Annotated in this window: 24 protein-coding genes; 10 read left to right on the top strand and 14 right to left on the bottom strand. The window is 51.6% G+C overall.

Annotation, left to right across the window (positions count from 1 at the left end; translation table 11 throughout):
- The first annotated feature begins 11 nt into the window (after positions 1-11).
- Complete coding sequence (locus OGY01_RS12410) at positions 12-1376, top strand: MFS transporter (RefSeq protein ID WP_045440531.1); 1365 nt, start codon at positions 12-14, stop codon at positions 1374-1376.
- Positions 1377-1423: 47 nt separating this feature from the next.
- On the opposite strand, the gene OGY01_RS12405 is transcribed toward OGY01_RS12410, so the two are convergent.
- Positions 1424-1915 carry a YajQ family cyclic di-GMP-binding protein gene (locus tag OGY01_RS12405; RefSeq protein ID WP_045440528.1) on the bottom strand — a complete coding sequence of 164 codons (492 nt, stop codon included), beginning with the start codon at positions 1913-1915 and terminating at the stop codon, positions 1424-1426.
- A gap of 174 nt (positions 1916-2089) precedes the next feature.
- On the opposite strand from OGY01_RS12405, the gene panE reads away from it, so the two are divergent.
- Both panE and yajL read left to right on the top strand, forming a co-directional pair.
- Positions 2090-3001 carry a 2-dehydropantoate 2-reductase gene (gene panE, locus OGY01_RS12400; RefSeq protein ID WP_045440527.1) on the top strand — a complete coding sequence of 304 codons (912 nt, stop codon included), beginning with the start codon at positions 2090-2092 and terminating at the stop codon, positions 2999-3001.
- Positions 2964-3554: a protein deglycase YajL gene (yajL, locus tag OGY01_RS12395; RefSeq protein WP_048221950.1), complete on the top strand. Its 591-nt coding sequence runs from the start codon at positions 2964-2966 to the stop codon at positions 3552-3554. Before panE ends, yajL begins: the two co-directional genes overlap by 38 nt.
- Before the next feature lie 91 nt (positions 3555-3645).
- Here the strand turns inward: yajL and OGY01_RS12390 are convergent, their stop codons facing one another.
- The 3 genes from OGY01_RS12390 to OGY01_RS12380 are packed head-to-tail and all read right to left on the bottom strand — an operon-like array spanning position 3646 to position 7327.
- Positions 3646-4434 (bottom strand): dimethyl sulfoxide reductase anchor subunit family protein, encoded by a 789-nt coding sequence (locus tag OGY01_RS12390; protein WP_286493175.1) that lies wholly within the window; start codon positions 4432-4434, stop codon positions 3646-3648.
- A gap of 8 nt (positions 4435-4442) precedes the next feature.
- The gene (locus OGY01_RS12385; protein ID WP_286493174.1) at positions 4443-4991 is read right to left on the bottom strand and encodes a 4Fe-4S dicluster domain-containing protein; all 549 of its coding nucleotides are present in this window, start codon (positions 4989-4991) and stop codon (positions 4443-4445) included.
- Positions 4988-7327 (bottom strand): molybdopterin-containing oxidoreductase family protein, encoded by a 2340-nt coding sequence (locus OGY01_RS12380; protein WP_286493173.1) that lies wholly within the window; start codon positions 7325-7327, stop codon positions 4988-4990. The genes OGY01_RS12385 and OGY01_RS12380 overlap by 4 nt, the downstream gene beginning before the upstream one ends.
- 170 nt (positions 7328-7497) lie before the next feature.
- Between OGY01_RS12380 and OGY01_RS12375 the strand changes: the two genes are divergently transcribed.
- On the top strand, positions 7498-8184 hold the full coding sequence (locus OGY01_RS12375; protein WP_286493172.1) for a helix-turn-helix domain-containing protein: 687 nt from the start codon (positions 7498-7500) through the stop codon (positions 8182-8184).
- Between the two features lie 42 nt (positions 8185-8226).
- Here the strand turns inward: OGY01_RS12375 and thiI are convergent, their stop codons facing one another.
- Complete coding sequence (gene thiI / locus OGY01_RS12370) at positions 8227-9675, bottom strand: tRNA uracil 4-sulfurtransferase ThiI (protein WP_045440518.1); 1449 nt, start codon at positions 9673-9675, stop codon at positions 8227-8229.
- 205 nt (positions 9676-9880) lie between these two features.
- Between thiI and xseB the strand changes: the two genes are divergently transcribed.
- The 4 genes from xseB to yajO are packed head-to-tail and all read left to right on the top strand — an operon-like array spanning position 9881 to position 13939.
- On the top strand, positions 9881-10123 hold the full coding sequence (gene xseB / locus OGY01_RS12365) for an exodeoxyribonuclease VII small subunit (protein WP_045440516.1): 243 nt from the start codon (positions 9881-9883) through the stop codon (positions 10121-10123).
- Entirely contained in the window at positions 10124-11023 is a 900-nt protein-coding gene (gene ispA / locus OGY01_RS12360; protein WP_045440514.1) for a (2E,6E)-farnesyl diphosphate synthase, read from the top strand.
- Between the two features lie 24 nt (positions 11024-11047).
- Positions 11048-12910, top strand: coding sequence for a 1-deoxy-D-xylulose-5-phosphate synthase (dxs, locus tag OGY01_RS12355; RefSeq protein WP_286493171.1), 1863 nt, complete (start codon positions 11048-11050; stop codon positions 12908-12910).
- A gap of 54 nt (positions 12911-12964) precedes the next feature.
- On the top strand, positions 12965-13939 hold the full coding sequence (gene yajO / locus OGY01_RS12350) for a 1-deoxyxylulose-5-phosphate synthase YajO (RefSeq protein WP_045440509.1): 975 nt from the start codon (positions 12965-12967) through the stop codon (positions 13937-13939).
- A gap of 46 nt (positions 13940-13985) precedes the next feature.
- Here yajO and pgpA read toward each other — a convergent pair whose 3' ends face one another.
- The 6 genes from pgpA to nrdR form a co-directional block, all read right to left on the bottom strand.
- Positions 13986-14504: a phosphatidylglycerophosphatase A gene (gene pgpA, locus OGY01_RS12345; RefSeq protein ID WP_045440507.1), complete on the bottom strand. Its 519-nt coding sequence runs from the start codon at positions 14502-14504 to the stop codon at positions 13986-13988.
- A complete protein-coding gene (thiL, locus tag OGY01_RS12340; RefSeq protein ID WP_045440505.1) occupies positions 14482-15459 on the bottom strand; it encodes a thiamine-phosphate kinase in 978 nt (325 codons plus the stop codon). The genes pgpA and thiL overlap by 23 nt, the downstream gene beginning before the upstream one ends.
- A gap of 77 nt (positions 15460-15536) precedes the next feature.
- Positions 15537-15956 (bottom strand): transcription antitermination factor NusB, encoded by a 420-nt coding sequence (gene nusB, locus OGY01_RS12335; RefSeq protein WP_045440503.1) that lies wholly within the window; start codon positions 15954-15956, stop codon positions 15537-15539.
- Positions 15957-15975: 19 nt separating this feature from the next.
- Positions 15976-16446: a 6,7-dimethyl-8-ribityllumazine synthase gene (gene ribH, locus OGY01_RS12330; RefSeq protein WP_045440500.1), complete on the bottom strand. Its 471-nt coding sequence runs from the start codon at positions 16444-16446 to the stop codon at positions 15976-15978.
- A gap of 86 nt (positions 16447-16532) precedes the next feature.
- On the bottom strand, positions 16533-17636 hold the full coding sequence (ribD, locus tag OGY01_RS12325; protein ID WP_048221954.1) for a bifunctional diaminohydroxyphosphoribosylaminopyrimidine deaminase/5-amino-6-(5-phosphoribosylamino)uracil reductase RibD: 1104 nt from the start codon (positions 17634-17636) through the stop codon (positions 16533-16535).
- Positions 17637-17639: 3 nt separating this feature from the next.
- On the bottom strand, positions 17640-18089 hold the full coding sequence (nrdR, locus tag OGY01_RS12320) for a transcriptional regulator NrdR (RefSeq protein WP_003021571.1): 450 nt from the start codon (positions 18087-18089) through the stop codon (positions 17640-17642).
- Between the two features lie 152 nt (positions 18090-18241).
- Between nrdR and OGY01_RS12315 the strand changes: the two genes are divergently transcribed.
- Positions 18242-18781, top strand: a complete 540-nt coding sequence (locus tag OGY01_RS12315) for a SadB/YajI family lipoprotein (RefSeq protein WP_045440494.1) — start codon at positions 18242-18244, stop codon at positions 18779-18781.
- A 298-nt stretch (positions 18782-19079) separates the two neighbouring features.
- Positions 19080-19958, top strand: a complete 879-nt coding sequence (locus tag OGY01_RS12310) for a nucleoside-specific channel-forming protein Tsx (RefSeq protein ID WP_045440493.1) — start codon at positions 19080-19082, stop codon at positions 19956-19958.
- A 74-nt stretch (positions 19959-20032) separates the two neighbouring features.
- On the opposite strand, the gene OGY01_RS12305 is transcribed toward OGY01_RS12310, so the two are convergent.
- The 3 genes from OGY01_RS12305 to secF form a co-directional block, all read right to left on the bottom strand.
- Positions 20033-20725 (bottom strand): helix-turn-helix transcriptional regulator, encoded by a 693-nt coding sequence (locus OGY01_RS12305; protein WP_048221955.1) that lies wholly within the window; start codon positions 20723-20725, stop codon positions 20033-20035.
- A 24-nt stretch (positions 20726-20749) separates the two neighbouring features.
- Positions 20750-21115 carry a VOC family protein gene (locus tag OGY01_RS12300; protein ID WP_045440489.1) on the bottom strand — a complete coding sequence of 122 codons (366 nt, stop codon included), beginning with the start codon at positions 21113-21115 and terminating at the stop codon, positions 20750-20752.
- Positions 21116-21415: 300 nt separating this feature from the next.
- Positions 21416-22387, bottom strand: a complete 972-nt coding sequence (gene secF / locus OGY01_RS12295; RefSeq protein WP_045440487.1) for a protein translocase subunit SecF — start codon at positions 22385-22387, stop codon at positions 21416-21418.
- Positions 22388-22396 lie beyond the last annotated feature (9 nt).

Here is a 22396-nt window from a genome sequence, read left to right as displayed (position 1 = left end):
CAGAGGTGGGAATGAACGATTATAAAATGACGCCTGGTGAGTTGCGCGCCACCTGGGGTTTAGGGACCGTATTCTCGTTGCGCATGCTTGGCATGTTTATGGTCCTGCCGGTTCTGACCACATACGGTATGGCGCTACAGGGTGCCAGCGAAGCGCTTATTGGTCTTGCCATCGGCATTTATGGCCTGGCGCAAGCCGTTTTCCAGATCCCCTTTGGTTTGGTCTCTGACCGCATTGGTCGAAAACCGCTTATCGTTGGCGGGCTGGCGATATTCGTTTTTGGCAGCGTGATTGCTGCACTTTCAGACTCCATTTGGGGAATTATTCTCGGTCGCGCGCTGCAGGGTTCCGGGGCGATTGCTGCCGCCGTGATGGCGTTACTGTCCGACTTAACGCGTGAGCAAAACCGCACTAAAGCGATGGCGTTTATCGGCGTCAGCTTCGGTATCACTTTTGCCATTGCAATGGTGTTAGGTCCGATCGTCACCCATGCGCTGGGATTACACGCGCTGTTCTGGATGATTGCAGCCCTCGCCACCACTGGCATCGTGCTGACGATTTGGGTAGTCCCCAATAGCACCACCCATGTGCTGAACCGCGAATCGGGCATGGTAAAAAGCAGCTTCCGCAAAGTGCTGGCAGAGCCTAAACTCCTGAAGCTCAATTTCGGCATCATGTGCCTGCACATCTTGCTAATGTCCACCTTTGTCGCGTTGCCTGGCCAGCTTGCGAAAGCGGGTTTCCCCGCAGCGGAACACTGGAAAATTTATCTGGTAACGATGCTGCTGTCTTTTGTTTCCGTGGTGCCATTCATCATCTATGCCGAAGTAAAACGTCGGATGAAACGGGTTTTCCTGTCGTGTGTGGTACTAATTCTTGCCGCAGAGATTGTATTGTGGATCGCGAACATTCATTTCTGGGGCCTGATTGCGGGTGTTCAGTTATTCTTCCTTGCCTTTAACCTCATGGAAGCCCTCCTCCCTTCGCTTATCAGCAAAGAGTCTCCCGCAGGTTATAAAGGGACGGCAATGGGCGTTTACTCCACCAGCCAGTTTCTCGGTGTCGCGATTGGCGGCTCACTTGGTGGATGGGTTGTCGAGATGTTTGATGGCCAGGCTGTATTCCTCGCCGGTGCATTGCTGGCAGCGGTCTGGCTGCTGGTCGCAAGCACAATGAAAGAGCCGCCGTATGTCAGTAGCCTGCGTGTCGAAATTCCACCGGAAATTGCCGCGGATGACACACTTAAGCAGCGTTTGCTGGCCAAAGAAGGGGTGAGCGAAGTGTTGATTGTGGCGAATGAACATTCGGCCTACGTGAAAATCGACAGTAAAGTGACCAATCGATTTGAAGTTGAGCAGGCGATAAGCCAGGCGTGATCGTGAGCTTGCCGGATAGTGAGTAACCCACCATCCGGCATAAGAACTTAATCGCGGAAGTTCTTGAACTGGAATGGCTGCCCCAAATCGCCACCGCGAACCAACGCCATAACGGCTTGCAGATCGTCACGAGCCTTACCAGTCACACGAATTTCTTCGCCCTGAATCTGCGCCTGCACCTTCAGCTTGCTGTCTTTAATCAGCTTCACAATTTTCTTCTGCACTGCGCTTTCAATGCCCTGCTTCAGTTTCGCTTCCACAAACCAGGTTTTGCCGCTGTGCACGAAGGTTTCCGGCACGTCCAGCGAAGTCCCTTCAATACCACGCTTCAGGAGCTTGGCACGCAAAATATCCAGCAACTGATTAACCTGGAAATCAGATTCGCTCAGCACCTTAATGGTCTTATTTGACTCGTTCAGCTCAAAAGTAGCCTCTACGCCACGAAAATCAAAACGTGACTCTACTTCGCGACTCGCATTATCGACCGCGTTACGGGCTTCCTGAAGATCAACTTCAGAGACAATATCGAAAGATGGCATCTTTTCTTCTCCCTTCATTTTTGATGCGAAGCATAATACCTGCAAAGTTACTCAACAGACAGCGCTATACTAGGCTGTACCTTTTAATTGTACGTGGTACTGATATCCGCGAACAATAATAGGGTGCGGCCGATATGGATTAACACCTGGTGCTGTTGCAGGTGAGGAGGAAGAATGAAAATTACCGTACTGGGATGTGGAGCCTTAGGGCAACTTTGGCTTACAGCGCTGTGCAAACATGGACATGAGGTACAAGGGTGGCTACGTGTACCACAGCCTTATTGCAGCGTTAACCTGATTGACACGGATGGGTCAGTTTTTAATGAATCCCTGACGGCAAACGACCCCGACTTTTTGGCGAAAAGCGATCTATTGCTGGTCACACTAAAAGCCTGGCAGGTTTCTGATGCGGTAAAGAGCCTGGCTACAATTCTGCCTGAAACCACGCCTATTCTGTTGATTCACAATGGAATGGGAACGATAGAAGAACTGCATAACATTCCGCAGCCATTGTTAATAGGCACCACGACGCAGGCAGCACGTCGTGACGGCAATGTCATTATTCATGTGGCGAAAGGTACAACGCGTATCGGCCCGGCGCGTGAGCAAGATGGTGATTTTAGTTATCTGGCCGAAATCCTGCAGGATGTGCTGCCGGACGTTGCCTGGCATAACAACATTCGCGCTGAGCTGTGGCGTAAACTGGCAGTAAATTGCGTCATTAACCCGCTCACCGCGCTATGGGACTGCCCTAACGGCGAACTACGCCAACATCCTGAAAAAATAGCGCTGATATGCCAGGAAGTAGCTGCGGTCATTGAACGCGAAGGTCACCATACATCAGTGGATGATTTACGTTATTATGTCGAGCAAGTGATTGACAGTACGGCGGAAAACATCTCATCAATGCTGCAGGACATTCAAGCCCTGCGTCATACCGAGATCGATTACATTACCGGCTATTTGTTAAAACGCGCACGTGCGCACGGCATCGCCGTCCCGGAAAATGCCCGCCTGTTTGAAATGGTTAAGCGAAAGGAGAGTGAGTATGAGCGCTCAAGCACTGGTATGTCTCGCCCCTGGTAGTGAAGAGACCGAAGCGGTCACCACTATCGACCTGTTGGTGCGTGGCGGCATTCAGGTAACTACCGCAAGTGTCGCCAGCGATGGCGACCTGACGATTGTTTGCTCACGCGGCGTGAAGCTCCTGGCGGATGCGCCGTTGGTCGAAGTCGCTGATGGCGATTATGACATCATCATCCTGCCCGGCGGTATTAAAGGCGCGGAATGTTTCCGTGACAGCCCACTGCTGGTTGAAACCGTAAAACAGTTTCACCGCTCCGGGAGAATTGTCGCCGCGATTTGCGCCGCAGCGGCAACCGTACTCGTCCCACATGATATTTTCCCCATCGGCAACATGACCGGTTTCCCGGCGCTGAAAGACCGCATTCCAGCGGAGCAGTGGCAGGATAAGCGCGTCGTATGGGATCCTCGCGTCAACCTGTTGACCAGCCAGGGGCCAGGGACGTCTATCGACTTCGGCTTGAAAATAATCGATCTGCTGGTTGGACGCGAAAAAGCCCATGAAGTGGCGTCACAACTGGTCATAGCTGCGGGTATTTATAACTACTACGAGTAAACGAGATTCACCACCAGTCTACACTGACCCGACCTACTGTCTGATACGAGCGATAGGTCGGGTAATGCACTGTTGTCACCTGAATTATCCCTTAGAACCAAGGGATCCCACTCATCACATTAGTGTAAAACAGCATTCTTCCCGCCAGTTCACCCGTTACTATCAACATAATCCAACCCCAACTATTCAGGCCTAGATTCAGACGAGATACTCCCCATACCGCCACGCAAATACTGGCAAAAAGTTGCCACCAGAGCAAAGGGCTGGACGCATCTGCACCGGGGATCTGATAGCGAACCAACAGCGCACCAACGCTTAATAGAATTCCGATGAAGATTCCTGAGCGACTCAATATTGATATCGGCTTATGCCAATAGCTATACGCTGCAGTCACACTAATAAAACCGAGCAACACAGCTGTCCCCAAAAATCCGATGGGCGTAGCAGCAGAATGCCATAGCGGATGCAGCGCCATCTGGTAATAAACCTGAGAAGTCACCAAAATTGACGCCAACCCAACAAGCGCCGTCATCCCCCCCAGAAGATTAACGGTTCGATGCTGAGGCTTAAACCAACATAGCCCCATCCAACAAAATATCATTGCATTCAGCGCAATAAACATAACCACTTCCCTGCTAAGCCAGGATATTCCCAACCCTGCCAGTGAGCGGTATGCACCTGAGGGCGTTCCCAGATGCGCCAGTGATGCTAAAGACCCCAATACAGTGATGATCCAAAAAAGCAATGCCAACATACGATACTGGTTTGCACTGAATTTAGTTGCACTGAAACTCTGGCACAGCGTAAGCGCCAGCACTCCGCCAGCTCCCCATTGTGCAAAGACTGTGAAAAAAACGAGTGGCAATTCATAATGTTCCATTTTTCACCTCAGTCCTGTGCCGGAATAATCACAATATTGGGCTTACTGATGTTATGGTCAGGTAGGTTGTAGCGTTTTTCCAACACCGTCCATTGAGTAGTGTATTCTTTGCGTAGCGCCTCTATATCACCAAAACATAATACTCCCGCAGGGCAAGACTCGACACAACGCGGCTGCAACCCCTCATCTAACCTTTCTGCACACAGATTGCATTTGCTGGTTTTTCCCTCATTAGGATCATAAACGGGCGCACTCCAGGGGCAGGCCATAATGCACATTCGACACCCGATACATCGTTCGTGGTCCTGCACAACAATACCGTCCGCCCGTTTGGTATACGCTCCTGCCGGGCACACTTTCATGCATTGTGGGTCATCACAATGATTGCATGACATACTGATAAAGGCCTGAGTGTTTGGTTCATCCGTGTGACATTCACGGACCCGACGCCATAGTACCCCGAGCGGCGTCATATTTTCTGATTTACAGGCCATGCTGCAGGTCTTACAGCCATAACAGTTCTGCATATCAATAAGAAATCCGAATTGTTTTATCATGATTGAGCCTCCCTTCTGACATCAACCAGCGTACTGTTACAACAGTGTCCATTACCCAGCAGTTCCACCTGATCGTTGGTGACATGACTGCTGCTTCCGCCCTGCTGTTCCCACCAGCCGTTATCCAGACTTACAACGCCTCGTTTAATATGCGTTGTAACATCAGCAATGGCACGGTGCTCCCCACGATGATTGAAGACGACAACCCATTCTCCGGCCTGTATCTGACGATGTTGGGCATCTTCCGGGTGAATCATAACGTTCGGGCGATTGCGCTGAACTTCAAGGATCCACTCGTTCATGCCGTGGCTGGAATGCACGCTGCGCGCCAGCTTACGTTGTACCGCCATAAGGGGGTACTTACGGGCAAGTTCAGGCGAACCTTTCACCGATTCCGTCACCTGCTTCCAGGTCACCACGGGCATAAATTTCTTTTTCGCCCACTCTTCAATATAAAAATGTGCTTTGCCAGTCGACGTGCGGAACTGCCCATCTTTAAACGGGATCCAATCCTCTTCAACAGGGCACACAGGACCGTTTTTCAACATCTCTCGCGTAATACCGGAGCCTTTGAGACACGCATCGATGTAATGCTCAATCGGCTGATTAAAAAACTCTCCAAAGCCAAAACGTTCGGCAAGCCGGGCAAAAATCCAATAATCGGGCTTTGCTTCTCCCGGTGGCTCAACCGCTTTTTCCATCAACTGAACATAATGGCTTCGCACTCCCGCCATCAGGCTGACATCCTCAAAAATCGTCGTGACAGGCAGCACCAGGTCGGCATACAACGCGGATGAACTCATCAGGTTGTCCGCAACCACAACAAACGGAACTTTTTTAAACGCTTCTCTGACCTGGTTAGTGTTAGGAAGCTGCGTCATCGCACCCAGCGTCATATTCCACCAGAACTTAATAGGATGAGGCTTTTCGTTAACAAGCCAGTCACCAATTTTAGAAATGGGAATGGAGGGGATTTTTTCCGCATGAGGTGCTGGTGGAATAATCGGCGAGAATTTAGCCATCTGCCGGACTCCTCCTGCATCACAGACACCCGCCCCACGTTTTCCGATATTGCCGGTGATAAGTGCCAGATAAAACTGGCTTGCGGCCACGTACGTTCCAAACTCTGTCCTCTGTGCACCGGACATATTCTGAACAATCATGGCTGGCTGTGTGGAAGCGTAATCGCGCGCCAGACGTAACACGGTCTGTGCCGGAACATCAGTTTCTTCCTCAACCCTCTGCGCCGACCAGGGTTTGGCCTGCGCCCACACGGTATCCAGCACCGTCATAAACTTACGATCAACAGGCAGTTCATCGCTCAATAACGCAGGGATTACACCTGGTTCATCATGTTGTTTCAGTGTCTGAGTTCGCGTATCAAAAACCAGATAGCTGTCAGTATCCTGAGGATCTGCACGCATCAGTTGCTGCTGGTCATCAACCAGGTAGATAGCTCCTGTATGTGCTCGCAAGAAATCAGCGTCATAACGTTTTTCTTCCATAATGATGTTGATCATTCCCAGCGCCAATGCGATATCCGTACCGGGCACGATAGGAACCCATTCATCGGCTTTGGCTGCTGTTTCGTTAAAGCGTGGATCAATAACGACTATCCGCGCTCCATTACGCTGTGCCTGTGAATAATATTTGAAGTATGCGTGCATAGTGACTGCAGGGTTATTTCCCCAGCACAGGATATATCGACTATCGGCTATCGTATCCCGGGTATCCGCATACCTTAATCCCACCATTGGCATCATGGCGGCAGTTACCGCCGCACAACATAACGATCCAGCTTGTTTCGTTGCTCCACCGAGATAATCAAAAAAAGCCTTACCCATATCATTTTTAATAGAATCCATATTTCCGGATGCTGCGGTAAGGAATAGGCCTTTATTACCGTCAGTCGCGATAGTTTCTCTGATTTTCTTTTCAATCAAATCCAGCGCTGCGTCCCAGCTGATCGGCTTAAACTTGCCTTCCCCCTTTTCTCCTGTACGGAGCAGAGGTTGCGTTAAACGCAGAGGATGGTAGACCCATTTAGTTCGGCTAATCCCTCGCAAACAACATTTCACATTGAAATCTTTTGTCGCTTCAATTTTCATTAAGCGATCTTTCCAGACATAGGCAGTGAGATTGCAGTGCAAACACTCCATCGCACAGGTAGAACGAAACGTCTGGTAATCCGCTTGCTTTAGACGAAATCGGGGCAGCAGCGAGCCATTGGCCTGTCGTAAAGTTAAAAAAACGCCCCCCAGAGAAGACAATCCCACCACGCCCAGCCCTTTTAGCAAGGTTCTTCTTTTTAAACGTATCTTATTTAATGCTTCCATAATTGCATCCTCATAAAGTTCATCATTAGTGAACCAAAGGGCACCATTAGTTAACTTGCGATGTATCAAGTTCTAATCATTTAGGAGTAGTGTTGTTTTTTAAATTGCGAGGGCAGTAAGGATTTAAAGCACAGTGATATAATTGGGAGAATCTTAAATAGAGAAAAAATATGACTGAGACATCTCAAGGGGTAAATTCGGTTGATATCGCCGTCGGCATTCTGACTTTTGTTGCACGTTACAACGGCCAGGCAAGAGCTATCGATATCGCTACTGGATGCAATCTATCCAAAAGCCGATTACATAAGTATCTGATTTCATTGTGTAGAACAGGGATGTTGTACCAGAATGAGAAAGGAATTTACTCTCTGGGGGCAACTATTCATCAGCTGTCCGGGAACGGCTCAGGCGAAAGCAATACGATCCGCAAACTCAATGACGTACTCACCGCTTTTCGCGATAAGTTTAACTATTCTACGGGGGTGGTTGTCAGCACTGGCGAAGGACTCGTACTCAAGCACTATAACCGTAGCTTTCGTAATGTTGATATTGATTTTCTCCCCAACACCCCTGTACCGCTTCATCACAGCGCTGCCGGGCAGATTTTCATGGGCTTTACAGACCATCCGCAAGGTGATCAATATACTTCACTGATTACTCAAGTCCGGCTACAGGGCTTTGCTGTGCGTTATCAACCTACCCACGGCATTCCTGGGGCGCAGTCTATTGCCTGCCCACTGCTGGATAATAAAGAGAAGTTAATTGCAATCGCTGTGACGATGGGTTTTTTTAGTACAGAAGACATTCCACAGATTGCGGTACAACTTATGAACACTGTGGGTTCGCTTAGCCAGTAGACTTATGTTGCCCCGACACCTAAGGCCAGGGCAACAAAAGAACTAAGGACGATACACCTTCACATTTTCGAAGCCCTGCTCGCGCAGATAGAGCGCCTGCAGACGACTCATCACGCCACGTTCACACCACAGCAACCAGGTTTTATTCTGGTCCAAATCGCCGAATTTAGTGCTGAGTTTGTAGAACGGCAGAGAAACCACATCGACACCTTCAACCTTCAGCGGTTTGTCATCCTGTTCATCCACAGAACGGATATCCAGAATCACATCGTTCGGGCCGAAACCACTCACGGTTTCTACTTCCACGACAGTCTGCTGCGTCTGCTGGGCGATGTCGCGAATATCAATATTATTGGCTTCTTCAACCACTTTATCGAGGATCGAGAAGTCGAAGTTTTCTTCTTCGGCCTCAATCTTCGCTTTGATGGCTTTCACCGTTGGGCTTTTCGAGATCACACCACAGTATTCCGGCATGGTGCGGGCAAAATCCTCAGTACCAATTTCCCGCGCCAGGTTAATGATGTGCTCTTTGTCGTGAGAAATCAGCGGGCGCAGGATCAGCGTGTCAGATACATTGTCGATCAGGCGCAGGTTAGTCAGCGTCTGGCTGGACACCTGGCCCAGCGCTTCACCGGTCACCAGCGCCTGTACGCCGTAACGCTCGGCCACTTTAGACGCCGCGCGAACCATCATACGTTTGAGGACCACGCCCATCTGACCATCGTCGACTTTTTCCAGGATCTCACCGACCACCGGCTCAAAGTTGATAGCGACAAAACGCACGCGATGCGAGCTACCAAAGCGGTTCCACAGGTAATGTGCCACCTGACGAACGCCGATTTCATGCGCGGCACCGCCGAGGTTAAAGAAGCAATAGTGTACGCGACAGCCGCGACGCATCAGCATATAGCTGGAGACGCCGGAATCGAAACCACCGGAAATCAGGGAAAGAACATCTTCCTGCGTCCCGATAGGGAAACCGCCAATTCCTTCATAGCGACCTTTTACCAACAGCAGACGGTCATTTTCGATTTCAAGATTGACGGTCACATCAGGTTTCGTCAGCTTCACGCGTGCGGATTCAATATGCTGATTCAGTCCACCGCCAACATAACGTTCCACCTCGATGGAGCTAAACTCATGTTTACCGCGACGCTTGACGCGCACACAGAAGGTTTTACCTTCCAGTTGATCGCGGTATTGCACCAGCGCTTTCTCGAAAATATCGTGCATATCAGTGAACGGCACGTCTTCCACTTCGAGAATATGGTGGATACCTGGAATACGAGTCAGTGCGTCACGAATATCCAGGCGCTGGCTTTCATCTTTAGCGCGAACCTCAACGTGATCCCAGTGACGGACGACGGCAAGGTCCTCATCATAGTGCTTTAAAACGTTACGGATGTTCCCTGTCAGAATTTTTATAAAGCGCAAACGCACAGATTGGCTTTTGATGGTGATTTCTGGGAACAATTTAATGATAAACTTCATGGCGGCAATGGTTCTTTGGCAAGTCTGAACGACTTGTAATGGGAAAAATACAGCAGCCCATACCCTGCGGCTGCATCCAGGCGCGCAAGTATACCACCATCATGGTCATCCTGTGCACATTGCCTTACCATTGCGCGTTATTTGATAATTGCGCTGAGTCCGTTACCATGACCAGGCTGAAAATATTAAGAGTCAGACATTCATTATGCCGAAGAAAAATGAAGCGCCCGCCAGCTTTGAAAAATCGCTGAGCGAGCTGGAACAGATTGTTACCCGTCTGGAAAGCGGCGACCTGCCGCTGGAAGAGGCGCTGAACGAATTCGAACGTGGCGTACAGCTGGCGCGTCAGGGACAGGTGAAGTTGCAACAGGCTGAACAGCGCGTGCAAATTCTGCTGTCAGATACGGAAGACGCCGCCCTTACGCCTTTTACACCGGATAATGAGTAAATGGATTTTACGCAGCAGCTTCAGGCTTGCGTTGAGCAGGCCAACCAGGCACTGAGCCGTTTTATCGCGCCACTGCCCTTTCAGAACACTCCCGTGGTTGAAACCATGCAATATGGCGCATTATTAGGCGGTAAACGTCTGCGCCCGTTCCTGGTTTACGCCACCGGTCAGATGTTTGGCGTGAGCCTGAGTACACTTGACGCTCCCGCAGCCGCCGTCGAATGCATCCATGCTTATTCGCTGATGCACGATGATTTGCCCGCCATGGACGACGATGACCTGCGTCGCGGCCTGCCAACTTGCCACGTGAAATTTGGCGAGGCAAACGCGATTTTGGCCGGAGATGCGCTGCAAACGCTGGCGTTTTCCATCATCAGCGACGCGCCGATGCCGGAAGTCGCTGACCGTGACCGCATCGCCATGATCTCTGAACTGGCTCAGGCCAGCGGTATCGCCGGTATGTGCGGCGGACAGGCACTTGATCTGGCAGCAGAAGGTCACCAGGTTGAGCTGGATGCGCTGGAGCGTATTCACCGCCATAAAACCGGAGCTTTGATTCGCGCTGCCGTTCGTCTGGGTGCGTTAAGCGCGGGTGATAAAGGGCGAGAATGCCTGGCAATACTCGATAAATACGCAGAAAGCATCGGTCTGGCCTTCCAGGTTCAGGATGACATACTGGATGTGGTAGGCGATACTGCAACATTGGGTAAACGTCAGGGTGCCGATCAGCAGCTTGGCAAAAGTACCTATCCTGCACTTCTGGGTCTTGAGCAAGCCCGGAATAAAGCCCGGGATTTGATTGAGGAAGCCCGCCAGTCGTTAAGTTTGCTGGCCGCACAGTCACTCGATACCTCGGCACTGGAAGCGCTAGCGGACTACATAATCCAGCGTGATAAATAAACTAACATATCCAATGAGCTTGCGATGAGTTTTGATATAGCCAAATACCCGACCCTGGCGCTGGTCGACTCCACCCAGGAGTTAAGACTGCTGCCAAAAGAGAGCCTGCCAAAGCTTTGCGACGAACTGCGCCGCTATTTGCTCGACAGCGTGAGCCGTTCCAGCGGGCATTTTGCCTCCGGTCTGGGCACTGTGGAGCTTACCGTCGCGCTGCACTACGTCTACAACACCCCTTTCGACCAGTTAATCTGGGATGTGGGACATCAGGCTTATCCGCACAAAATTCTTACCGGTCGCCGCGATAAAATCGGCACCATTCGTCAGAAAGGCGGCCTGCATCCGTTCCCATGGCGCGGCGAGAGCGAGTATGACGTATTAAGCGTTGGGCACTCCTCAACCTCTATCAGCGCAGGCATTGGTATTGCGGTTGCCGCCGAGAAAGAAGGCAAAGAGCGCCGCACCGTTTGCGTGATTGGCGACGGAGCTATCACTGCGGGAATGGCGTTTGAAGCCATGAACCACGCGGGGGATATTAAGCCTGACATGCTGGTTATCCTGAATGACAACGAAATGTCTATTTCGGAAAACGTCGGCGCGCTGAACAACCATCTGGCGCAACTGCTCTCTGGCAAGCTCTATTCTTCGCTACGCGAAGGCGGAAAGAAAGTCTTCTCCGGCGTGCCGCCAATTAAAGAACTGCTCAAACGCACTGAAGAACACATCAAAGGCATGGTGGTGCCGGGCACGCTGTTTGAAGAACTGGGCTTTAATTATATCGGCCCGGTAGACGGTCACGACGTAATGGGACTCATCACCACGTTGAAAAATATGCGTGACCTGAAAGGCCCGCAGTTTCTGCACATCATGACCAAAAAAGGTCGTGGCTACGAGCCTGCAGAAAAAGACCCGATCACGTTCCACGCAGTGCCAAAATTCGATCCTTCCAGCGGATGTCTGCCGAAAAGCAGCGGCGGTCTGCCGAGCTATTCAAAAATCTTCGGTGACTGGTTGTGCGAAACCGCAGCGAAAGACAACAAGCTGATGGCAATCACCCCGGCGATGCGCGAAGGCTCTGGGATGGTGGAATTCTCACGCAAGTTCCCGGACCGCTACTTTGACGTGGCGATTGCCGAACAGCACGCGGTGACCTTTGCAGCTGGTCTGGCGATTGGCGGTTATAAACCCGTCGTCGCTATCTATTCCACCTTCCTGCAACGCGCCTACGATCAGGTGCTGCACGATGTCGCCATTCAGAAACTGCCGGTACTGTTTGCCGTTGACCGCGCGGGGATCGTGGGTGCGGACGGGCAAACCCACCAGGGGGCGTTCGATCTCTCCTTCCTGCGCTGCATCCCGGAAATGGTCATTATGACCCCGAGTGATGAAAACGAATGCCGTCAGATGCTGTTCACCGGCTATCACTACAATAACGGCCCAACCGTCGTACGCTATCCGCGCGGTAATGCCGTTGGCGTTGAGCTGGCACCGCTGGAAAAATTACCGATTGGTAAAGGGATCGTGAAGCGCCACGGTGAGAAACTGGCAATTCTGAACTTTGGTACACTGATGCCAGAAGCCGCTAAAGTTGCGGAAGCGCTGAACGCTACGCTGGTCGATATGCGCTTTGTCAAACCGCTGGATGAAACATTAATTCTGGAGATGGCCGCCCGCCACGAGGTGCTGGTCACGCTGGAAGAAAATGCCATTATGGGCGGTGCTGGCAGTGGCGTAAACGAAGTGCTGATGGCACACCGCAAGCCGGTTCCTGTGCTCAATATTGGTCTGCCTGATTTCTTTATTCCACAAGGCACCCAGGACGAAGCCCGCGCAGATCTTGGTCTTGACGCCGCCGGAATTGAGTCCAAAATCAAGGCCTGGCTGGCATAATCCCCTCTTCGCTCCTGCTATGCTTAAGAGATTATTCATAGCGGGAGCTGCAGCATGCAATACAACACCTTAGGAAAAACCGACCTTCGGGTATCTCGTCTTTGTCTGGGCTGCATGACGTTTGGCGAACCTGACCGTGGTAATCATGCCTGGACGCTGCCTGAAGAAAGCAGTCGCCTAATCATCAAACACGCCCTTGAGGGTGGCATCAACTTTTTCGACACCGCTAACAGCTACTCCGCAGGCAGCAGTGAGGAAATTGTCGGTCGTGCCCTGCGCGATTTCGCCCGTCGTGAGGAGGTGGTGGTGGCAACCAAAGTTTTTCACCGCGTTGACGACCTGCCGGAAGGGTTATCCCGTGCGCAAATTTTGCGTTCTATTGACGACAGCCTGAGACGACTCGGCATGGACTATGTCGATATCCTGCAAATTCACCGCTGGGATTACAACACGCCAATTGAAGAAACGCTGGAAGCTCTCAACGACGTGGTGAAAGCCGGGAAAGCACGCTATATCGGCGCATCCTCCATGCACGCTTCGCAGTTTGCTCAGGCGCTGGCCCTGCAAAAACAACACGGCTGGGCGCAGTTTGTCAGCATGCAGGATCACTACAACCTGATTTACCGCGAAGAAGAGCGCGAAATGTTGCCTCTCTGCTCTCAGGAAGGTGTCGCGGTGATCCCGTGGAGTCCGCTGGCGCGTGGTCGCCTGACGCGGCCATGGGGAGAGACGACAGCGCGTCTGGTTTCTGATGAGGTTGGCAAAAATTTGTACAACGAGAGCGATGAAAACGACGCGCAAATTGCTGCACGACTGACCCGAGTCAGTGAGGAACTTGGCGCGACACGTGCGCAGGTGGCTCTGGCATGGCTGCTGAGCAAACCCGGTGTTGCCGCACCGATTATCGGCACATCGCGTGAAGAACAGTTAGATGAATTACTTAACGCGGTGGATTTAACGCTGAAACCAGAGCAGATTGCTGAGCTGGAAATGCCGTACAAACAGCATCCGGTCGTGGGATTTAAATAACAAATTGCCCGATAGCGCTACGCTTATCGGGCATACCTGTTCACTCTCAGAACAGCCCAATCGGCCAGTGATGCCCGATAAAATAGAGGATCCCAGCAGAAAGGATCCCGGCCACAATATCATCAATCATGATCCCCGTACCGCCATGCACGTTACGATCGAACCAACGAATCGGCCAGGGTTTCCACATATCCAGAATACGAAAGATCACAAATCCGCCGGCAACCCACTGCCAGTCATTGGTCGGCAGCGCCATCAGGGTTATCCACATCCCGACAAACTCGTCCCAGACAATGCTGCCGTGATCGTGCACACCCATATCTTTCGCCGTCTGATGGCAAAGATAGACGCCGATGCAGATCGACAGCATGACAACCAGAGAATAGAGCTGCCACGGCAGAAACGTCATTAGATACCAAAACGGGATCGCCGCCAGCGATCCCATGGTGCCCGGTACAATGGGACTCAACCCACTGCCAAACCCGGTGGCCAGCAGGTGCCACGGATTGCGCATACTCAAACGGCTTTTTGCGACATCTTTTTTAAGGCGTGGCAAAATGGTCATATCCTTTCCAGTCAAAAGTGACAGGCTTGCCGTCACGCGTAAAGTGAATGCCTTCCACGTCAGCACTCATCTGTCCGATGCAGGTAAATGATGCGCCCAGATGCCCCAGCGCCACGTCCAGGGCGCCACGGTTTATTTCCGGTACAGTAAAGCATAACTCATAATCTTCACCACCCGAGAGCGCCCAACGCAACGCCTGTTCAGGCTCAACGCATTGGGCAAGCGCTGTCGAATATGGCAAGGCATCGACGTTAACCCGTGCGCCACAGCCACTGGCATTGACGATATGCCCCAGATCAGAAATCAGACCATCAGAAAGATCGATTGCCGCACTCGCCAGGTCGCGCAGGCCCTGGCCCTGCAAAATTCGTGGCGTTGGACGCAGATGCCGCTTAAGCAAATAGTCCGCATGTTTTGCATCTGCAACCTGTAAATGGTGCTGCAAAATCGCCAGCCCTGCAGCGCTGTCGCCTGGCGTACCGGTCACGTAGATCCAGTCTCCTGGCTTCGCACCGGAGCGTTTTAAGGCCCGTCCTACCGGGACGTAGCCATGGATACCCAACGTCATCGACAAGGGCCCACGCGTGGTGTCACCGCCAATCAGTTGCATATCATAATAATTGAGGAGTTCAAACAGGCCATCACTGAAGGCTTCGAGCCAGGCTTCATCGACGTCAGGCAAAGTGAGCGCAAGCGTTAGCCATGCAGGATCAGCCCCCATCGCAGCCAGATCACTCAAGTTCACTGCCAGCGCTTTCCAGGCCAGATCGGTGGGATCGATGTCAGGAAGGAAGTGATTACCCGCTACCAGCGTGTCAGTACTGATCGCCAGGGTTTGTTTATCAGGGATATTCAGGAGTGCGCAATCGTCACCAATACCGGTTTCGACATCAAGACGAGAGCTTCTAACACGGTCAAAATAACGGGCAATCAGGGAGAATTCGCCACATGCCATACGTTATGCCTCAGCAGGAAAAAAGAAAAGGCCGGCGACAGCGGAAATATAATTCCGCTATCCTACCGGCCTGGAGATCACTTTTTGTTGGGGCGAATCGCAGGTGCTGCTTTATCCAGTACGCCGTTAACGAATTTATGGCTATCTTCAGCGCCGAAGGTTTTCGCCAGTTCAATCGCCTCGTTGATGGCCACTTTATACGGCACATCACTACGTTTAGACAGTTCAAACAGCGCAATACGCAGCACGGCTTTTTCTACCTGACCCAGCTCTTCCAACAGGCGAGACAGGTAAGGCTTCATTAGTCCATCCAGGTACGCGCTGTTAGTCGCCACCCCGGACAGCAGTTCACGGAAATACAGAACGTCGACATCTTTTACGTCCTGTTCCGCCAGGAACTGGTATTCAACATCAGCGATGTCGTTCTGGGACAACTGCCAGGAGTAGAGCGCCTGGACGGCACACTCACGGGCGCGGCGACGAGCAGCAGGTTTCACGGATTTCCCCTTACAAAAATCAGGCCTTAATGGCTTTCAATACATTAATCATTTCAAGTGCAGTCAGTGCAGCTTCTGCGCCTTTGTTGCCGGCTTTAGTGCCAGCGCGTTCAATGGCTTGTTCAATACTTTCGGTGGTCAGAACACCGAAGGCTACCGGAATGCCACTGTCCTGAGCGACATGCGCCAGGCCATTGCTTGCACCGCCAGCCACATATTCGAAGTGTGCGGTACCGCCACGAATCACCGTGCCTAACGCAATCACCGCGTCGTATTTACCGGTTTTTGCCAGCGCACCTGCCGCCAGCGGCAGCTCATACGCGCCTGGAACCCAAACGACGGTAATGTTTTCATCTTTAACCTGACCAATACGTTTCAGGGCGTCGATCGCACCTTCCAGCAGGCTGTCATTGATAAAGTTGTTGAAACGCGCAATGGTGATGGCGACGCGAGCGTCCGGGGTAGCAACGTTAGCTTCAATAATGTTCATATTCTTCCTTCGGATTCACTAGACCCCGCAGGGGGGCGGATTTTATCATAATAATCTGTGCGCTGCTTCCCTTTCGAACCGGGAGATCATGCGCCCACTAAATGCAGGCAAAGGTCCGGACCTACATGGCGTATCTCATTGAATTTGAAATGGGGGGCATCAGCCAGTTTCTCAAGCCCTGGCAGCACACATAATCCTCGTGCATCGCTCCCTAACAGTTTAGGCGCAACATAGATGATTAGCTCATCAACCACTCCGGCCTGTAATAACGCGCCCGCAAGCGTCGGGCCAGCCTCAACCCAAATGCTGTTAATTTGTTGCTTGCCTAGTTGCATCAGCAGCACCACCAGGTCCAGATGCCCGTTATGTTCAGGAATCTTCAGGCTACGAACCGCCTCCGGCCAGCTGCGAGGATCGTCATGAGTACGGGCAATCCAGGTTTCTCCCGGCTGCTGCACAATACGATGCTCCGGCGTCACCTGGTTTTGGCTATCAAGGACAATGCGGATCGGCTGACGCAGATTTTCTTGCGGATAGAGAGCCTGGGTTGACTCCCCCAACTCCTCCCAACGGACGGTAAGCTGAGGATCGTCCGCCAGTACCGTGGCGCTGCTGGTCAAAATGGCATGGTTTTGTGCGCGCAGGCGCTGCACATCGCGGCGCGCCTCGGGCGAGGTTATCCACTGACTTTCGCCGCTGGCCATCGCAGTGCGGCCATCGAGCGATGCGCCAAGCTTAAGCTGCACATACGGGAATCCTGTACGCATCCGCTTGAGGAAGCCTTTATTAAGTTGTTCAACCTCACTCATCATCAGCCCGTGGCTGACGTCAATGCCCGCCTGTTGCAGGCGATAAAGCCCGCGCCCAGCGACCTGCGGATTGGGGTCCTGCATGGCGGCCACAACTCGCGTCACGCCTGCGGCGATCAGCGCATCACAGCACGGCGGAGTCCGACCATGGTGGCTGCAGGGTTCCAGCGTAACGTAGGCCGTTGCGCCTTTTGCTTTCTCACCCGCCATCCGCAACGCATGAACTTCAGCATGCGGTTCACCTGCGCGATGATGATAACCTTCACCGACGATCTCGCCATCTTTAACAATCACACAGCCTACGTTGGGGTTGGGATGTGTGGTAAAACGTCCGCGCGCAGCAAGCTTCAGCGCTCGCGCCATGTAAAATTCATCCTGCATGGCTTAGTCCTGTAGGCGAGCAATCTCTTCGCCAAATTCTTTGATATCTTCAAAGCTCCGGTAGACCGAGGCAAAGCGGATGTAGGCGACTTTATCGAGCTTTTTCAGTTGCTCCATCACCAGGTTACCGATCATCTTGCTCGGAACCTCACGTTCGCCTGTCGCGCGCAGCTGGGATTTTATATGGTTTAACGCCATTTCGACGTCATCAGCGCTAACAGGTCGTTTCTCAAGTGCTCTGAGCATACCGCTACGCAGTTTTTCCTCATTAAAAGGTTCACGCACATCATTGCTTTTTACAACGCGCGGCATGACAAGTTCAGCCACTTCAAAAGTGGTAAAACGTTCGTTACAGACCAGACACTGCCGGCGGCGGCGTACCGAGGAGCCCTCGCCTACAAGACGAGAGTCAATTACCTTAGTGTCTACGGCGAAACAGAATGGGCAATGCATACGGCGTCCTGACCAGGTGGTTAACAGAAATCTATTTTACCCTGAACTGGCGTGACAACAAAGGCAGAGCGCTTTTGAGATAAAGGATCGATGCCTTCGTGCTCTTTGCACACTACCATTATGCTATCGCGACAATAAAGGAAGTAACCTACATGACAAGACGTTACCTAAGAATTCTCCTGGTGGGAAGTCTCTTTAGTCTTAGCGCCTGTGCACAGCAAAGCGAAGTACGCCAAATGCATCAAAGCGTCAGCACGCTGAACAAAGAGATGACACAGCTTAATCAGGAAACGGTGAAAATAACGCAGCAGAATATGTTGAATGCAAAATCCACCAGTGGCGTCTATTTACTACCGGGTTCCAAAACCCCCGCCCGACTGAACAGTCAGATCGGTACGTTACGCATGTCACTGGTGAATATTGCACCAAATGCAGACGGTACGCGCCTGACATTACGTATTCAGGGCGAATCCGACACCCCTTTACCCGCTTTTAGCGCCACCGTAGAGTACGGGCAAATTCAGGGCACCACGGACAACTATCAGGAGGTGAATGTTCAGAATCAATTGATAAACGCTCCGGCAAGTATTCTTGCACCCAGCGACGTAGACATTTCGTTACAGCTTAATGGCCTGTCTCCGGAGCAACTGGGGTTTGTACGCATCCACGACATCCAGCCTGTGACACAATAAACTTTTTTGCGGAACGTTTTGTGCGTTCCGCAACATCACCAGCCTTCATTTTGTTACTCCTCTGACATCATCGAGATTTTTAGTAAAACTTGGCAACATTCATGGGAGCCAGTACAATTCGCCGCCTAAAGTACGCAAACGTGAACGCAATCGATTACGCAAATGATAGAACTGTGAAACAAGACATATTTTTGTGAACAATGATTTTTATAATAGGCTCCGAAGAAATACGAAATATTTAGAAACGCAAATTGCGCCTTTTTCACTCCCGAAAGGGATTTCAAACAGTGGCATACATATGAAAAAAACATTACTTGCAGCCGGTGCAGTACTGGCGCTCTCCTCGTCCTTTACTGCTAATGCGGCAGAAAATGACAAACCGCAATATCTTTCCGACTGGTGGCATCAGAGCGTTAACGTAGTAGGTAGCTACCACACCCGTTTCGGACCACAGATCCGTAACGATACCTATCTGGAATATGAAGCTTTCGCTAAGAAAGACTGGTTCGACTTCTATGGTTACATGGATGCGCCAGTCTTCTTCGGTGGTAACACCGATGCGAAAGGTATCTGGAACCACGGTTCCCCGCTGTTTATGGAAATTGAACCGCGTTTCTCCATCGACAAACTGACCGGTACTGATCTGAGCTTTGGTCCGTTCAAAGAGTGGTACTTCGCCAACAACTATATCTACGACATGGGTCGTAACAAAGATGGCCGTCAGAGCACCTGGTATATGGGTCTGGGTACCGACATCGACACTGGCCTGCCGATGAGCCTGTCCATGAACGTATACGCTAAGTATCAGTGGCAGAACTACGGTGCAGAAAATCAAAACGATTGGGATGGCTACCGTTTCAAAGTGAAATACTTTGTGCCAATTACCGAACTGTGGGGTGGTAACCTGAGCTACATTGGTTTCACTAACTTTGACTGGGGTTCCGATCTCGGTGATAAGAGTGCTTATGCTGAGAATGGTATTAAACAGCGTACTAACGACTCTATCGCCTCCAGCCACATTCTGGCACTGAACTACGACCATTGGCACTATTCCGTCGTCGCTCGTTACTGGCACAACGGCGGTCAGTGGAACGATGACGCTGATCTGAGCTGGATGAAAGAAAACGTTCGTTCTACCGGTTGGGGTGGCTATCTGGTTGTCGGTTACAACTTCTAATTTTGCCTGATACCGGGCGGCACTGCGCCGGCCCGGAGACCAGCATGTTAAAGCCAGCTTAACCGCTGGCTTTTTTATGGCTTATCGTCACAGCGAACTTTACGCAAAAAGTCGCTTAGCGAACGTCCGGTATCCTCACGAAAATGCCTGTCCACAGGGGTAACGCAGAGACAACGATCAACACGAAAACAGCGATAATCCTCACGCCTTTCACACCATGCAACCAGTAGCCAGTGCTCTCCCCAGAAAAATAACCCCAGCGGCTGCACATCTCGCCAGGAGAGTTGCCCGGCTTCGTCACGATAATGCAGTGCCAGAACCTGTTGGGTAGATACAGCCCGGTGTATAAGATCAAATGTGCTACGAGAATGTAATTGAGTTCCAAAGTCAGGGGCAAAAATACGCGTCTGTTCTGCCCTGCGACGACTCTCTTCTGGCAGGATCGCCAACACTTTTTCCTGCGCCGATTCCAGCTCCCGCGAGAGCGAATCACCGCCCCAGGTTTTCAGTAATCGGATTGCGACCATCAGTGCTTCTGACTCACGGTGAGTGAGCATTAAAGGTGGCAGATCAAATCCTGCCATTAAACGGTACCCGCTGCCCGCCTCCCCTTCAACAGGCACGCCGGATAATGATAAATCGCAGATATCGCGGTAGATCGTGCGAGGAGAAACCTCGAGCCGCTCCGCCAGATGCGCCGCCGTTGTCAGCCTCCTGCCACGCAGGATCTGTACAATCTGAAATAAACGGTCAGCGCGCCTGGTCATCTTAACCCTCTGTATTTAGAAATATTATGCAGGCTGGTGCAAGCCAACGCGATTACCTTCACTATCGGTAAATAACGCAATCGTGCCAATATCCTGCCCCAGCTCAAGTGGTCCAAACACACACTTACCACCCGCTGTTTCGACACGCGCAAGCGTAGCCGGGAGATCGTCCGTATGCAGATAAATAATAGCGCCCTGCTGCGAAGGCGTAATACCATCAAATTTAGCCAGTGCGCCACCGGGGGCTGGGTCCTGATGCGGGAACACTGCCAGCTCAGCACAATCCATATTCTCCCGACGCAGCGAAACCTGCATCACCGGTTCATAAAAAGCAATGGCACGATCCATTTCCGCTACCGGGATTTCAAACCAGTTAATCACGTTATTCATACATCCTCCTGCCTTTGTGAGTAATCTCAGAAGGACTATAAAACAGGACTACTGACAGCATACTGTCAGTAGTGTTTGCAAAAAGGGACAAAAGTTTCCCTCTGGCCTGTTTCGGGCGTATGTTGCCACGCGGCGACAAGGCCAACGGGGATCAAGCCCCGCAACACTGTGCCTCACCGGGTCACCCCAGCTTGGGGCGATTCTACTCCACTCGCTAATATCCACACGAAATCAGCGTGCTACAGGCAAAAAAAATCCCGACCTTGCGATCGGGATTCCAGCTTTTACGCGCAGCTTCGGTTACGGCAGAATAGACGGCTGATCCGCCCCTTCTTTCTCGACCTTCTGCTGCAGCATGTGCTCGCGCTTCATACCCAGCTTCAACGCCAACGCCGATGCTACGTAGATAGACGAGGCAGTACCGATGGAGACACCGATAAGCATGGTCAGCGAGAAGCCTTCCAGCACCGGACCACCAAAGAGGTACAGCATCAGAATAACCACTAACGTCGTACCGGAGGTGATTAACGTACGGTGCAACGTCTGGGTCAGTGACACGTTAAAGATTTCGTAAGGCGTACCGCGACGAATTTTGCGGAAGTTTTCACGAATACGGTCAGATACCACGATACTGTCGTTTAGCGAGTAACCAATTACCGACATCAACGATGCGACGATTGTCAGGTCAATCTCGATATGGAACAACGACAGGATCCCTAAGGTGATAATCACGTCGTGCGCAAGGGAAATCACGACCCCAGCGGCCAGTCGCCACTCAAAGCGGAAACCGACATACACAAGGATGGAAATCAGCGCCACCATCAGCGCCATCGCACCGGTTTGCGCCAGATCAGCACCCACGCTGGGTCCGACGAACTCGATACGTTTCACAGCGGCATTCTGGTTAGTTGCTTCGTTAATTACACTCAGCACTTTACTACCCAGTACCTGCCCGCCGTTTTCACCTTCAGTTGGCGGCATACGAACCATAATGTCGTGGCTACTACCGAAGTTCTGCAGCAGCGGCTCAACGAAGCCCGCTTTCTCCAGCGCATCGCGCATCACGTCCATTTCCGCTGGTTTTTCCAGCGTGATTTCAATTACCGTACCACCAGTAAAATCGAGCCCCCAGTTAAATCCGCGTACGCCCATCACCACGATGGCCGCAATCAGCAGAAAACCAGAGATGCCGAAAGCCCAGTAGTCCCAGCGCATAAAGTCGATGACTTTACGGCCGTGGTTCAATTGTTCAACAGTATATTCCTGTGCCACATCGCACTC

Source organism: Citrobacter sp. Cm038 (assembly GCF_030333105.1).
Classification (GTDB): domain Bacteria; phylum Pseudomonadota; class Gammaproteobacteria; order Enterobacterales; family Enterobacteriaceae; genus Citrobacter; species Citrobacter murliniae.
Note: the sequence above shows the minus strand (reverse complement) of the source record. Positions and strands in the feature narration are given on the sequence as shown.

Bases quoted from the DNA above. Each gene is read 5' to 3' on its own strand.
- pgpA (WP_045440507.1), bottom strand. From the start codon at position 14,504: ATGACCATTTTGCCACGCCTTAAAAAAGATGTCGCAAAAAGCCGTTTG.
- ribH (WP_045440500.1), bottom strand. From the start codon at position 16,446: ATGAACATTATTGAAGCTAACGTTGCTACCCCGGACGCTCGCGTCGCC.
- yajO (WP_045440509.1), top strand. From the start codon at position 12,965: ATGCAATACAACACCTTAGGAAAAACCGACCTTCGGGTATCTCGTCTT.
- ispA (WP_045440514.1), top strand. From the start codon at position 10,124: ATGGATTTTACGCAGCAGCTTCAGGCTTGCGTTGAGCAGGCCAACCAG.
- OGY01_RS12310 (WP_045440493.1), top strand. From the start codon at position 19,080: ATGAAAAAAACATTACTTGCAGCCGGTGCAGTACTGGCGCTCTCCTCG.
- OGY01_RS12410 (WP_045440531.1), top strand. From the start codon at position 12: ATGAACGATTATAAAATGACGCCTGGTGAGTTGCGCGCCACCTGGGGT.
- OGY01_RS12305 (WP_048221955.1), bottom strand. From the start codon at position 20,725: ATGACCAGGCGCGCTGACCGTTTATTTCAGATTGTACAGATCCTGCGT.
- yajL (WP_048221950.1), top strand. From the start codon at position 2,964: ATGAGCGCTCAAGCACTGGTATGTCTCGCCCCTGGTAGTGAAGAGACC.
- OGY01_RS12385 (WP_286493174.1), bottom strand. From the start codon at position 4,991: ATGATAAAACAATTCGGATTTCTTATTGATATGCAGAACTGTTATGGC.
- nrdR (WP_003021571.1), bottom strand. From the start codon at position 18,089: ATGCATTGCCCATTCTGTTTCGCCGTAGACACTAAGGTAATTGACTCT.
- OGY01_RS12315 (WP_045440494.1), top strand. From the start codon at position 18,242: ATGACAAGACGTTACCTAAGAATTCTCCTGGTGGGAAGTCTCTTTAGT.
- thiI (WP_045440518.1), bottom strand. From the start codon at position 9,675: ATGAAGTTTATCATTAAATTGTTCCCAGAAATCACCATCAAAAGCCAA.
- OGY01_RS12300 (WP_045440489.1), bottom strand. From the start codon at position 21,115: ATGAATAACGTGATTAACTGGTTTGAAATCCCGGTAGCGGAAATGGAT.
- OGY01_RS12375 (WP_286493172.1), top strand. From the start codon at position 7,498: ATGACTGAGACATCTCAAGGGGTAAATTCGGTTGATATCGCCGTCGGC.
- dxs (WP_286493171.1), top strand. From the start codon at position 11,048: ATGAGTTTTGATATAGCCAAATACCCGACCCTGGCGCTGGTCGACTCC.
- thiL (WP_045440505.1), bottom strand. From the start codon at position 15,459: ATGGCATGTGGCGAATTCTCCCTGATTGCCCGTTATTTTGACCGTGTT.
- ribD (WP_048221954.1), bottom strand. From the start codon at position 17,636: ATGCAGGATGAATTTTACATGGCGCGAGCGCTGAAGCTTGCTGCGCGC.
- OGY01_RS12390 (WP_286493175.1), bottom strand. From the start codon at position 4,434: ATGGAACATTATGAATTGCCACTCGTTTTTTTCACAGTCTTTGCACAA.
- OGY01_RS12380 (WP_286493173.1), bottom strand. From the start codon at position 7,327: ATGGAAGCATTAAATAAGATACGTTTAAAAAGAAGAACCTTGCTAAAA.
- OGY01_RS12405 (WP_045440528.1), bottom strand. From the start codon at position 1,915: ATGCCATCTTTCGATATTGTCTCTGAAGTTGATCTTCAGGAAGCCCGT.
- xseB (WP_045440516.1), top strand. From the start codon at position 9,881: ATGCCGAAGAAAAATGAAGCGCCCGCCAGCTTTGAAAAATCGCTGAGC.
- panE (WP_045440527.1), top strand. From the start codon at position 2,090: ATGAAAATTACCGTACTGGGATGTGGAGCCTTAGGGCAACTTTGGCTT.